12 protein-coding genes and 1 pseudogene are annotated in these 11,351 nt (G+C 58.2%); 6 read left to right on the top strand and 7 right to left on the bottom strand.

The genetic code is table 11. The annotated features are described in order from the left end of the window. The gene (gene dksA / locus AC33YF_RS02840) at positions 1-432 is read right to left on the bottom strand and encodes an RNA polymerase-binding protein DksA (protein ID WP_491775687.1); all 432 of its coding nucleotides are present in this window, start codon (positions 430-432) and stop codon (positions 1-3) included. A 308-nt stretch (positions 433-740) separates the two neighbouring features. Between dksA and AC33YF_RS02835 the strand changes: the two genes are divergently transcribed. The 3 genes from AC33YF_RS02835 to AC33YF_RS02825 are packed head-to-tail and all read left to right on the top strand — an operon-like array spanning position 741 to position 3,711. Next, positions 741-1,229, top strand: coding sequence for a GNAT family N-acetyltransferase (locus tag AC33YF_RS02835; RefSeq protein ID WP_491775686.1), 489 nt, complete (start codon positions 741-743; stop codon positions 1,227-1,229). 29 nt (positions 1,230-1,258) lie between these two features. Then, the gene (locus AC33YF_RS02830; RefSeq protein ID WP_491775685.1) at positions 1,259-2,716 is read left to right on the top strand and encodes a YcjX family GTP-binding protein; all 1,458 of its coding nucleotides are present in this window, start codon (positions 1,259-1,261) and stop codon (positions 2,714-2,716) included. After that, complete coding sequence (locus tag AC33YF_RS02825) at positions 2,713-3,711, top strand: YcjF family protein (RefSeq protein ID WP_491775684.1); 999 nt, start codon at positions 2,713-2,715, stop codon at positions 3,709-3,711. The genes AC33YF_RS02830 and AC33YF_RS02825 overlap by 4 nt, the downstream gene beginning before the upstream one ends. 4 nt (positions 3,712-3,715) lie before the next feature. Here AC33YF_RS02825 and AC33YF_RS02820 read toward each other — a convergent pair whose 3' ends face one another. Continuing rightward, on the bottom strand, positions 3,716-4,630 hold the full coding sequence (locus AC33YF_RS02820; RefSeq protein WP_491775683.1) for a hypothetical protein: 915 nt from the start codon (positions 4,628-4,630) through the stop codon (positions 3,716-3,718). Between the two features lie 919 nt (positions 4,631-5,549). Here AC33YF_RS02820 and AC33YF_RS02815 point away from each other — a divergent pair. Beyond that, positions 5,550-6,047 carry a hypothetical protein gene (locus AC33YF_RS02815; RefSeq protein ID WP_491775682.1) on the top strand — a complete coding sequence of 166 codons (498 nt, stop codon included), beginning with the start codon at positions 5,550-5,552 and terminating at the stop codon, positions 6,045-6,047. A gap of 23 nt (positions 6,048-6,070) precedes the next feature. On the opposite strand, the gene AC33YF_RS02810 is transcribed toward AC33YF_RS02815, so the two are convergent. Both AC33YF_RS02810 and AC33YF_RS02805 read right to left on the bottom strand, forming a co-directional pair. Beyond that, on the bottom strand, positions 6,071-6,502 hold the full coding sequence (locus AC33YF_RS02810; RefSeq protein WP_491775681.1) for an anti-sigma factor family protein: 432 nt from the start codon (positions 6,500-6,502) through the stop codon (positions 6,071-6,073). Then, on the bottom strand, positions 6,499-7,059 hold the full coding sequence (locus AC33YF_RS02805; protein WP_491775680.1) for a sigma factor-like helix-turn-helix DNA-binding protein: 561 nt from the start codon (positions 7,057-7,059) through the stop codon (positions 6,499-6,501). Before AC33YF_RS02805 ends, AC33YF_RS02810 begins: the two co-directional genes overlap by 4 nt. A 177-nt stretch (positions 7,060-7,236) precedes the next feature. Between AC33YF_RS02805 and AC33YF_RS02800 the strand changes: the two genes are divergently transcribed. Then, on the top strand, positions 7,237-8,313 hold the full coding sequence (locus tag AC33YF_RS02800) for a hypothetical protein (RefSeq protein WP_491775679.1): 1,077 nt from the start codon (positions 7,237-7,239) through the stop codon (positions 8,311-8,313). A 32-nt stretch (positions 8,314-8,345) separates the two neighbouring features. Here the strand turns inward: AC33YF_RS02800 and AC33YF_RS02795 are convergent, their stop codons facing one another. The 3 genes from AC33YF_RS02795 to AC33YF_RS02785 form a co-directional block, all read right to left on the bottom strand. Continuing rightward, positions 8,346-9,374, bottom strand: a complete 1,029-nt coding sequence (locus AC33YF_RS02795; RefSeq protein WP_491775678.1) for an NAD(P)/FAD-dependent oxidoreductase — start codon at positions 9,372-9,374, stop codon at positions 8,346-8,348. 6 nt (positions 9,375-9,380) lie between these two features. Further along, complete coding sequence (locus tag AC33YF_RS02790) at positions 9,381-9,701, bottom strand: 2Fe-2S iron-sulfur cluster-binding protein (protein WP_491775677.1); 321 nt, start codon at positions 9,699-9,701, stop codon at positions 9,381-9,383. Between the two features lie 175 nt (positions 9,702-9,876). Continuing rightward, positions 9,877-10,272, bottom strand: coding sequence for an Hpt domain-containing protein (locus AC33YF_RS02785; RefSeq protein WP_491775676.1), 396 nt, complete (start codon positions 10,270-10,272; stop codon positions 9,877-9,879). 429 nt (positions 10,273-10,701) lie between these two features. Between AC33YF_RS02785 and AC33YF_RS02780 the strand changes: the two are divergent. Then, positions 10,702-11,351, top strand: a pseudogene (locus AC33YF_RS02780) (hypothetical protein); the annotation flags it as partial.

Here is an 11,351-nt window from a genome sequence, read left to right as displayed (position 1 = left end):
CTACTCGTCGCGGTAGACCCGCTCGCGCCGCTCATGCCGCTCTTGCGCCTCGACGCTGAGGGTCGCGATCGGTCGCGCAGCGAGGCGTTTGAGGCTGATAGGCTCGCCGGTCTCTTCACAATAGCCGTAGGTCCCCTCGTCAATGCGCCCAAGCGCTTCGTCGATCTTCGCGATCAACTTGCGCTGGCGGTCGCGCGCGCGCAGCTCCAATGCGCGTTCCGACTCGGACGTCGCTCTGTCTGCTATGTCGGCGTGCTGTTCCGAATCGTTCTGGAGATGCTCCAACGTCTCTTTGGTCGATCGCATAATTTCATCGCGCCAATCGAGAAGCTTCCGGCGAAAATAGGCCCGCTGCGAATCGTTCATGAACGGTTCGTCTTCAGACGGGGCGTAGCCTTCCGGGAGGGACTTAGTCTTATTCGCAGCTGCCATTAGAGTCATTCCAAGCGCATTCCGTTCTAATTGGCTTCGTCTTCGAGCTGACGCTCGCTCATCATGTCGACCCCCCGATCAGACAGCCCCGTATTTACGGAACCGCGTTGGCAAGTCAAGACGGACTCGCTGTTGACAGATGCAGAATTTGATGCCGCAGACGCTCTTACCCGGTCGTTGAGCGAACAAATCCTGTCGCATGCATGACCGGCCCATTTGTTGAGCAGTGACGGCTTGCTGCTCACGGTGGTTAGCGGGATTTGTACAACTGCTGTAAAGATGAAAGCGCAGCCAAGCGAGTCCGACATATGAGCGAACTTGACATCATCGCTTACCGCCCGGAATTTCGGCATGCGGTGGTGGGGCTTTCAATCGCCGCGTGGGCCCCGGTATTCGAAAAAACGGAAAATGAGGTTCCGCGGTTCATGTACGACGCCTTTTACCCCCGTGGGTGGAAGGCGCGGCAGACTGCGGACGTGAAAGCGCTGCTCGACGACGAGCCCGAAACGGTCTGGCTGGCGCATCAACATGAGAACATTGCTGGCTTTATCGGAATCCGAATTCATCCTGAAGACGAAATGGGCGAAATCCATATCCTGGCGGTATCGCCCCAGCGACAGCGACAAGGTATTGGACGTATGCTGATGACTTTCGGAGAGTGTAAGGTTCGTGATTGTGGGATGAAGATGGTCATGGTTGAGACGGTCGGTGACGCTGGACACGAGCCGGCCCGCCAAATCTATAGGTCGCACGGGTATCGACAATGGCCGGTTGCCCGTTACTTCAAGCCGCTCTAGACACCGCAATAAAGGGATAAACCCGAAGCGTGCCCCTTTGGAACTATACAGATGCCGCTGGCGATGCCGTCCGCAACCTTGGGGACTACGCATCCGGCCTCGTTACGCCAACCATTCGGCTGGGGGTAACCGGCTTGGCGCGATCCGGCAAGACGGTCTTCATAGCCGCACTCGTGCACAACCTCATCTCGGGGGGGCGGCTTCCCTTCTTCGACGCAGCGGCGGAGGGCCGCCTGCTGCGCGCGTATCTCGAGCCGCAACCAGACGAGATCGTTCCTCGCTTCGAATATGAGAAGCACCTGGCCGACCTCGCTTCGACGCCGCCTACCTGGCCCGAAAGTACGCGCCGCATCAGTCAATTGCGGCTTACAATTGAGTATGAGTCGACGAAGTTCTGGAAGCGTCAATTCGGCCGTGAACGCCTGCATATCGACATTGTCGACTACCCTGGGGAGTGGTTGCTCGATCTGCCGCTGCTCGATCTCTCCTATGCGGAATGGTCTAGAGATGCGGTGGCACACGCACATGACGTAAAGAGAAACCCTGCAGCCAAGGACTGGCAATTAGCTCTGTCGCAGGCCGATCCTGCAGGACCGGCAGACGAGGGCCAAGCGGCGACCCTGTCGGAGTTGTTCAAAGCCTATCTTCATGGGGCTCGCGCCGATCAGTACGCCCTGTCAACTATGCCGCCGGGGCGCTTTCTGATGCCCGGCGACTTGGAAGGTTCTCCGGCACTTACATTCGCGCCGCTGGATACGAAGACAGAAGATGGATTTGGAAGAGATACACTTTGGTCGCTCATGGAGCGCCGGTACGAAGCCTACAAGCGGCACGTTATCCGCCCGTTCTTTCGCGATCATTTTGCACGGCTCGACCGGCAGATCGTATTGGTGGACGTCCTCTCTGCGCTCAATGGAGGACCGACCGCGATGACGGAGCTGGAGCGGGCCATGCGAGAGATTTTGGAGTGCTACCGAACCGGCTCAAACAGCCTCTGGTCGAACCTATTCTATCCGCGCATTGACCGTATCGTGCTCGCAGCAACTAAGGCCGACCGGCTCCATCACGAAAGTCATGACCGGCTTGAGGCGATCCTTTCCCTACTCGCCGACGACGCCCTAAAGACGGCACAACGAGGCGGATCCGACGTCAAGGTGCTGGCGATGGCCGCCATTCGTGCGACCCGTGAGGCCGAAGCTAAGAAGGATGGCGAAACCCTGCCTTGTATTGTCGGCTATCCGCTGCCCGGCGAAAAAGTGGGGCGTCGCAAGTTCGACGGAACCGAGGCCTTTGCCATTTTTCCAGGCGACCTGCCCGAGGATCCAGAAATGGCAATGACCGGCTGGAAGACCGGAGACGCCGATGTGCGCTTCATTCGGTTTCGGCCGCCTGATCCGCAACCTCTGCCCTCGGGAGGCTTTGCGCCTTTTCCTAACATCAGACTAGACCGCGCCATGCAGGTTCTGCTGGGAGACCGTTTGGCATGACGAAAGCTGCATCGACGACAGTCAAGGAGTCTGGGCGCAAGCCTGCGTCGTTTCGGGTGGAAGACGTCGAGATCGCGATGCCGCCCGAGCCCGAGAATGTTCCCAAAGCGACGAAGACAGACGCCGAGATTTCGAGCCTGCCTGGCCTGGAGCGCGGCTTGCGCTGGGGTAGCATCTTTCTTAGCGCTTTAGGTGGCCTGATAGGCCTCCTCGCATCGATCTGGCTCTACGACTATGTCCTCGCTTTGATCGCGCGAGACGATTGGATCGGCTGGGCTGCCGTGGTCCTGCTGGGCCTGGTCCTCCTTGCACTGCTCATGATCATCCTGCGCGAACTTGTCGGTCTCATGCGGCTTGGGCGCCTCGACAAAATTCGCCACGAGGCGGACAGCGCAGCCCGTCAAAACGACAAACCGCTTGCTGTCGATGTGACACGGCGCCTCAAGCGATTCTATCGCGGCCGGGAAGATCTGGCTTGGGGCATGCAGCGTCTGGCCGGGCACGAGCACGACATCATGGACGCAGAAGAACTCTTGCGTTTAAGCGAGCGCTCGCTAATCGCGCCACTCGATCCAGTTGCGCGCAGCATCGTCGCCTCGTCTGCCAAACGTGTCTCTGTCGTTACCGCGATCAGTCCCAATGCGCTCGTCGACATGCTGTTCGTAGCGGCGCAGAACTTGCGCATGCTGCGCAAGCTCGCCACGCTTTACGGGGCGCGGCCGGGCTTCTTTTCGCTCATGAAACTTGCGCGCATGGTCGTGACCCATATCGTACTGACTGGCGGAATCGCACTAGGCGACGATGTCATCCAGCAGCTAGTGGGGCACGGACTAACGGCTCGGCTTTCGAGCAAACTTGGGGAGGGCGTTTTCAACGGAGCACTGACGACAAGGATCGGCATTGCTACGATCGACGTATGCCGTCCTCTGCCCTATCTCGAACAGCAGCGCCCACGTTTTCGCGAACTGGTCGCCGAAGTCGCTGGGCTCAGCTAGACGCTTATGCCTTATTGAAGAGTTCGCAGCCGTCGATACTCGTTTTCTCAACGCGGCCGTCCTTGAAGCGCAGCGTTACGGTGATCTGATCGGCGCAAGCGAGGCCCGCTGCATTAATCTTGAACCCGCTGTCACGATCGCTGGATGCTTGAGACTGAGGCATCACCGCTGGTGAACTAAAGTCATAGGATACCCCCGCCACATGCGCTTGCATTGCTTTGGGCGGTTCAACCCAGACAACAAAATGGTAGAGCGGCTTTGTACGTGACGCCCCCATGATCTTGGTTGCCTTTCCCTTCATCCAGTTGCCGATATCAGCGACTGCGGGCTGAGGCGAAGCGGAGACCACGGCCTGCGGTGCTGGGCTCCCTGCCTTTTGCTGCTGACCTGGACCCATCGGGGTAAAAACAACCGGCTCGACAGCGTTCCAAGGAAGGTTCTCACGTGTCTCCGAGTATGCTGCGAAGGATGGTTTGCGGCGATCGCGGTCGCCGTTTCGCTTGGGCCGCTCTGCAATGAGGTTTTCGGGAATATCGGCAAGGCCGGCTAGATTCGGCTCTTCCTCCTGCTGTTCTGTTTTGGCTGCTTCCGGCTCAGGCGACTCCACAAGCGGAGTAGCTGCGGCAACATCAGCTAACGGTGGAACGGCCGGCACCGCACGCTCGATCAGAATCTTTTCTGCACTTGCGTCGGCGGTAACACCTGCATTGCGATGTCCGAGGTTCAACTCTATCGAGGCCAACATGCGGGCATCGTCCCCGCGTGGCAGCGACAGCGTGAGCAACATGAGCACTACAACCGCGCTTGCGGCAACGAGGCGGGGAGCAATACGCGGCAAATGCGCGGCTTCGGCGCTAAGCCAGACAGCTCGGAGCGCAAGCCGTACCGCGCGGAGCGCGAAGCCGATAAAGCGGAGCATTAAACCTGTCGCGCGAAGCCCAAGGATTCTGACACGAAGTTTCAGCCTTCGCGATCGCTCGGCCCATTTGAGATCTGCCGCACTCCGAGGTTTAGATCGGTCCGCTGCGAACGCGAACGAAGCTTCCCCGCACGATGCCTCGGCAAACGCATTATCCTTAGCCCGCTGCATACGCTAGTACGTCCCCCTGCCTTAAGCCTAGCATAAGGGCGCGACCAGGTCAGAAAAACGGCGCAGTACACAGGTCGCGAGCATTTTTTGCGAGCAGCGACAGCGCTGCAACACTCGGTCTCCCTGTGCATTGCTAAAGCGCTGATTCAATAAGGCTTAAGGCAACCTCAGTGGATTGCGGGGAAAAGCCGCTCAGACCTGCTGCAACAAGGAAACAATCGTTTAGTCTCGATATGGCGGGTTGGCCGGTTGTGGAAGGGGCCGATGGAGAAATCCAAAGGCGCCGGGAAACGGCGGCACACTCGTTAGGGCAAGGCAAGCCCGAGGTCATCCAGGCCATGGGTGGCTGAAGGCGGCGGGAAAGGTAGACGCGAAATTCTACGGTCTGGCGGGGTCACCGCAGTACCGTGAGGTGATACCGGCAGAGTGTTTCGCGCCACTGATCCCACCGCTGAATGGCTCTAGCTTGGCCGAAGCGGGAGCCGCGTCGTAGCAACGCGACGATAAATAAGGGCCGTGGTCAGGGCACGGCATCGGCTCTAAGGGAGCCCATTCGTGGGAAACCTTGCTGCCGAGAACGTGTCCGAGGGGCCGAAAGGTCCCGCGGCGCCGACCAGACCTCCCGAACGGGCGGGTGGTTCGACATCGCAACAGGGAGGCGGGGCCGACAAAGCTCCGCCTTTCCTTGTTTCTGCTCTCGTTTTCTCCCCTTTAGCTGCTCGCATGCCGTCGATAAGATCGCGCCGTCATGCATCTGAGGTTCAAGAAACAATCCCGACGCCTCACCGGGGTGGCCGCGGCCCTGTTGATCCTTGGCGCGCTTGCTGGCTGCGGCACGACGAGTTCCATTGGGGGTGGCAGCAGCAATAGTGGCCCTGAAGCAGGCACTGACACGAACATGGGCGGGCTTTGGAGCGGCGGACGCAAAGAAAACGGCTTTCCAGGCTTCACGAAAAAGCCTGGTCCGAACGATCGTCCTACCCGCGTTGCCTGGGTTTCGGCGCGCGCCTCACAATGCGGATTTGTGTTCAATCCAACGCAATTGCGCGCGAGCTATTTTCTGTTCGAGCAATCCTACGGGGCGAACCGAAAAAGGATGGACGACATCCAGAGGGCTTATGACTACTCATTCGAGTCGACGACCGCCCGCGCCAAGGAAAACGCCAACTACTGCACAAAAGAACGCGTCGACGAAATACGTCCAGAATTGAACCGGTTTCTCGCAGGAGATTTCCGGACGTTCTAAGTAGCAACAGAGAGACCAAAAGCTCAGGGACTTGTCGCTGGTTTCGGAGAAACCTGAATCTCCACCTGATCAGGAACCGATGCCACGCTTGGCACGGCACCGACACCAGGGGCACTTCCTATGCTCGGTACCGTCAAAGGCCATCCAAAGCCGAGGACCGCGAGCGCCAGCGCAATCAAGACCCCAGCCGTGGCGGCGGCTATTTTGAATGTCCTCCATGGCACCCAAAAGCCATCATCCAGCGGTTCGGCCACGATCGTTGAGATCTCCGCCTCCTCTCCGGCAAGAATAGCCTCAAACGCCGCTTCGAGCCGCGCGTGCGCATGCTTCAAAGCTATCACACGCGCGTTTAAGACATCATCCTCTTCAAGAACCCTGTCGATGGCACGTGTTTGCTTGCGTGCAAGCTGGCCGTCCACGTACGCCACCAAAAGTTCGTCGCTGAGTTCGGTCATGATGTAGCTCTATGCCCCTCGGGATATAGCGTTTCGACAATCGCGGCGGCCTGTGCTGGCGGGCGATCGCTAAGTCGATCCGCCAAGGATGTACTCATACGAATGAGCCGCGCGGCGATCATCTCCGGCGAAACATCGAGGATCCGGCCCGCGTCCTCATGCTCCAAGCCTTCGCCATAGACGAGCAGCAGTGTGAGCCGCTGTTGAGGCGGCAATGCAACGAGAAAGGTGACAATGGGTTCGTCGCGATAACCTGTTTCGGCGTCATCGAACAGCGCACCGAATGCGACGTCGTCGATCTTGGCTAACGACATGGGATCAGACTCGCCGCTCAGCTCTTGCCGCCATTGATGGTAAATCTCACCAAAGGCCCATACATCGAGCGAGGTCCCGCGCTGATAGCGATGTTGCTGCGCAAGCATGTGATGCAGGGACCGTCGCAATAGGCCGTGCCCTGCATCGCGTCCCCCAGCGAGCACATCGGCGAATCGCTGAAGCCTCGGTACCATCGCAACAAGGCCGAGTTTGATGGAGTCATAGAAATCTTCGGTCTGCACGACTTAATCCTCAACGCCTCGGTTCGAAATAGCGCCGCGCCGGAGTCTTCCCAACGAATCAATAGGATACCATATTTCTTTGGCAACTTGGACGGGTACCGTTAACCTTGACTCCGCATGAATACTTGCTTGTAAAACGGCTCTGCCCAATCTTTGCGCGAAAGGGGGGTCCTTCTGATGACGGCCGTAACCCGCGGTTCACAACCGGCGGAGCGGGGCGTTGCTGAGCCTGTTCAAGAGCAGGGCGCGGCGACGACCGTCGACTCAGCGGCCGTCGGGAGGCGAGCAACAGCTGCGGCTGCCGACACTACGAAAGGTACAATCCGCGGACGGCTCGCGGAGCGCATGGCGGAAATTGCCCAGAAGTCTGGATATCAGCCCCCAGTGTCAGCCTCGACTCAAGTGCCACCTCCGATACCGAGCTCCGCGCAACCAGCTCATGCGGATCAGTCGACAACGAATGACGCGGTAAGGGCTGCGACACCTCCAAACCCTTCTGCGCCGGTGGAGAAGACTGCAACACCCGCAGCCCCAAAATCCAAAGCTGAGCAAAAGATCCCGACTGCCAGTGAATTATTTGACAGGCTCAAAGCGGAGCACCAGTCGCTACTGCGCAAGCTCCACGAACGCGTCTTCGACGCTCCACGGGAACAACTTTTCTTTGTATCGACGAAAAACCCCGAAGCCCTGTCAACTCTGACGATTGCGAGCCCGAACCGTACGTATGGGCACGACTATCGTCCAGTCCCCTGCCAGGTTTTCGACTGGGCTCTTAATCAGATTCCTGAGGACCTGTCGGGTTTCACCTTTGTGGACTACGGCGCTGGTAAAGGCCGCGCCATGCTACTGGCTGCAGAGCGTCCCTTCGCGGCGGTGGCCGGTGTCGAGTTCGCCGAGGAACTTCACGACAATGCGGAGATGAACATAGCGCAGTATCCGCGTTCGAAAATGCGATGTCGCAATGTTGAGTGCATTTTGGACGACGCTGTGCAGGTCGGTCCGCCTGAAGGAGCTTCGGTGCACTACTTCTTCAACCCATTCGACCGTGAAGTCTTCGCCGAGGTGCTCAAAAACATCGTGAGGGCCTATCGGATGAAGCCCCGTCGGCTCTACCTTGTGCTGATCGATCCGATCGCGATCGACCTAGTCGATGCCAGCGGCGTTTTCGCGCGGGTTGAACCAACACAAGTTGATGTGATCAAGCTGAGCGTTTTGAGTCTGCACACCGTGGCTGTTTACCGGTCCTTGGCGTAGCGGCTTTCTGCTTTCCAAGCGACCGAGCGGCTCTATTTCACACCAAGTTTCTTCTGCAGGCTCGACGACGACGTCGTGTATTGGAAGATGAGCTTCTTGTCGGGGAAAATAATGCGATGTGCGGCCTGCGCCATCAGCGCTCCCTCGTGAAAGCCTGATAAAATCAGCTTTAGCTTACCTGGGTAGGTATTGATGTCCCCAATGGCGAAGATGCCCTGCTCGCTCGTCTCGAACTTTTCCGTGTCCACCGGGATAAGGTTCTCTTCGAGATTGAGCCCCCAGTTCGCGACCGGCCCAAGTTTCATCGTCAGCCCAAAGAATGGCAACATGACCTCGGTCTCTTGCTCGAACGTGGAACCGTCGGGTGATTTCACCGTAACGCCCGTCAATTGGCCGTTGTCGCCATGGAGCGTGGTGACCTGACCCAGCTTGAAAGAAATATCTCCGCCGTCAACGAGCTCCATCATCTTCTGAACGGAGGCCGGCGCCGCGCGAAAATCCGACCGCCGATGCAACAACGTCAAAGACTTGGCCACGGGTTGTAGGTTTAGTGTCCAGTCGAGAGCAGAATCTCCACCGCCCACAATGAGAACGTCCTTGTTCCTGAACGCATCCATTTTGCGGACGGAGTAAAAAACCGATGTGTCTTCGTAGGCTTCTATACCTGGCAGCGGTGGCCGCTTCGGTGTGAATGAACCACCGCCTGCAGCGATAACGATCACTTTACACTCGAATGGCGTTCCGGCGTCAGTGACGAGCCGAAAGCCGTCTCCGGTCTTCTCGATAACGTCGACTCGCTCGCTAAAGTGAAACTCGGGACCGAATGGCTCAATTTGCTCCATGAGCTGATCCGTGAGCTGCTGGCCAGTCACGACCGGAATAGCAGGGATATCGTATATTGGCTTCTCGGGATAAAGCTCCGCACACTGACCACCTGGGCGATCGAGAATATCGATAACGTGACACTTAACGTCGAGCAGTCCAAGCTCGAACACGGCGAAGAGCCCGACTGGCCCCGCACCGATAATGACAACATCGGTCTTAATGACGTCTACTGACATAATGCCTCAGAATTGCTTTTCTGGAATCCGAACCGCGAGCCCGTCTAGCTTTTCGGTCAGCTTGATTTGACAAGACAGCCGGCTCGAAGGACGGACGTCGAATGCGAAATCGAGCATATCTTCTTCCATTGCATCGGGCTCACCTGTCGCCTCACGCCATGCCTCTTCCACGTAAACGTGGCATGTTGCGCAAGAACAGGCGCCGCCGCACTCGGCCGCAATTCCCCGCACCGAATTCTTCACCGCAGCTTCCATCAAGGTCATGCCAGGTTCGGCCTCGACCGTGTTTTCGGTTCCATCCGGTTGAATGAAGGTAATCTTGGCCATGAGTTAGGAGGGCTTGGAGACGACGTCGCATTTCGGAATTCGGGCCTGTGGCGTCGATTGTCACTGTGCCCGGCAGATTGTCCGACCCGGGATATCCTTCCCGTAATCGGACGGTGCTCTATAGGGCAATTGTTCTGTCGATACCAGAGACTTGCGACAAGAAGGCACCGGTCCGCTATTTGCGGCCTGCATCGCTCAGGCTAGCCACGAAAGCCGCCGCTTCCTGGAGTGAGGCTTCCAGCTCCTGGATCTGCGCCGCGCGCAGCTCTGGCGGACTATCTTCCCTCAGCGCCTCGATATATTCAGCGGCTCGAGCCAGCCGCCAAGCGCCCACCGCGCGTGCCGATCCCTTCAGCGCATGAGCTGCCTGATACCATGCCTTGTGCGACGTAGCCGCGCGAAGCTGGTCGAGATAGGAAACGGACTGGGTGCAAAACAACTCGAGCACCTCGCGCTCAAGCGCTGCATCCCCCAGCGTGTAGAGCGCTAGATGCGCCATATCGACCGGCGTGACCTCGCCAATAGCATCTGACCCCTCAGAGGAGACACATCGCGCACGCTCAGCCGCCATAGCGACACTCCATTTGACTAGTGGCTCACGACCGAAACTTGCCAAAAATCGTCAGCAACGTTGAGCTTTTGGCGCAAATTCGTTGCTTCAAGGCTACTCTGTGTGTCCCCTGCGCAACTGAGGTCTGCGTCATTAACATTAGGCCACGGGTTAACTATAGGCGATTCGCGGTGCTGGCCTACGGAATATTCTTTCTTTATAATGAGTTATCGGCCGTTAACCCAAGCAATCGATTCAGCTTTGTTTATTGCTAAGAATTCGTTAACGATGTTGACATGAGGGGGAAAAAGCATTGGGGACCCTGCGGTTAGGTTAGGCCGGACGAAAGGTAGTCTCCCTTGAATGCGATGCCCCGCCACGTGGCGTGCTTTGTGTCGGAAGGCATAAACTTCTCCTAATTTGAGTATCAAGTGCTGCGAGGAACGCGTAATGGCGCAGGAACAAGCGAAGTCGGCCCCGGAAAAGGAAACAACCGACGAGAATGAAAAGGCAACGGAACCCCTCGAGGCCATGATGGGGGGCGTGCCGGAAGAAGACGAGAAAGATACGCCGACACTGCCCCGCCGTTCTTCGCTGGCCGACCGGCTCAAAGCCGAACAGCGTCGCGGGGATGAGCCGCGAGACGATGCAGCCAAGAAGCGGGAAGAGCCTGAGTCGGAAGATAAGGAGCAGGCCGCAGCAGAGGCGAAGACGCTGCCGCTCAAGGCACCTCAATCGGACGAAGGCACCGCAGACGCAACGAAGGGTGCAAGCGCCGCCCCCTCGCCTAAGCATCTCTCTCGGACGCGGCGTCCCGCGGGTCCTCCGCCGCAGCGTCGGCTTTCAGCACCTGCGAACGACGACATCCCGTCCATAGGCGGTCTGATTTTTGCGCTCCAGCAGCGTCCTGCGCGCACGCCGTTTCTGATCGCGCTGGGTGCTTCAATCGCTTGGTTCATTCTCGGAGGCTTCTTCGCCTTCGGCGTGATTTCCGACTCGAGCAGCACGGCGGCAGCGGTTCTATCGTCGACAGCGGCTATTCTCGTCCCGATCGTTATCTTCTGGTTCCTGGCCCTCCTCGTGTGGCGCGCCCAAGAGCT

The organism is Methyloceanibacter sp. (genome assembly GCF_058506495.1).
The sequence above is the reverse complement of the archived record's forward strand: the minus strand, read 5'-3'. Positions and strand labels throughout refer to the sequence as shown.

Excerpts from the sequence above, each read along its gene's own strand:
- dksA (WP_491775687.1), bottom strand. The coding sequence starts at position 432 with ATGGCAGCTGCGAATAAGACTAAGTCCCTCCCGGAAGGCTACGCCCCG.
- AC33YF_RS02785 (WP_491775676.1), bottom strand. The coding sequence starts at position 10,272 with ATGGCGGCTGAGCGTGCGCGATGTGTCTCCTCTGAGGGGTCAGATGCT.
- AC33YF_RS02795 (WP_491775678.1), bottom strand. The coding sequence starts at position 9,374 with ATGTCAGTAGACGTCATTAAGACCGATGTTGTCATTATCGGTGCGGGG.
- AC33YF_RS02800 (WP_491775679.1), top strand. The coding sequence starts at position 7,237 with ATGACGGCCGTAACCCGCGGTTCACAACCGGCGGAGCGGGGCGTTGCT.
- AC33YF_RS02820 (WP_491775683.1), bottom strand. The coding sequence starts at position 4,630 with ATGCTCCGCTTTATCGGCTTCGCGCTCCGCGCGGTACGGCTTGCGCTC.
- AC33YF_RS02810 (WP_491775681.1), bottom strand. The coding sequence starts at position 6,502 with ATGACCGAACTCAGCGACGAACTTTTGGTGGCGTACGTGGACGGCCAG.
- AC33YF_RS02825 (WP_491775684.1), top strand. The coding sequence starts at position 2,713 with ATGACGAAAGCTGCATCGACGACAGTCAAGGAGTCTGGGCGCAAGCCT.
- AC33YF_RS02815 (WP_491775682.1), top strand. The coding sequence starts at position 5,550 with ATGCATCTGAGGTTCAAGAAACAATCCCGACGCCTCACCGGGGTGGCC.
- AC33YF_RS02835 (WP_491775686.1), top strand. The coding sequence starts at position 741 with ATGAGCGAACTTGACATCATCGCTTACCGCCCGGAATTTCGGCATGCG.
- AC33YF_RS02790 (WP_491775677.1), bottom strand. The coding sequence starts at position 9,701 with ATGGCCAAGATTACCTTCATTCAACCGGATGGAACCGAAAACACGGTC.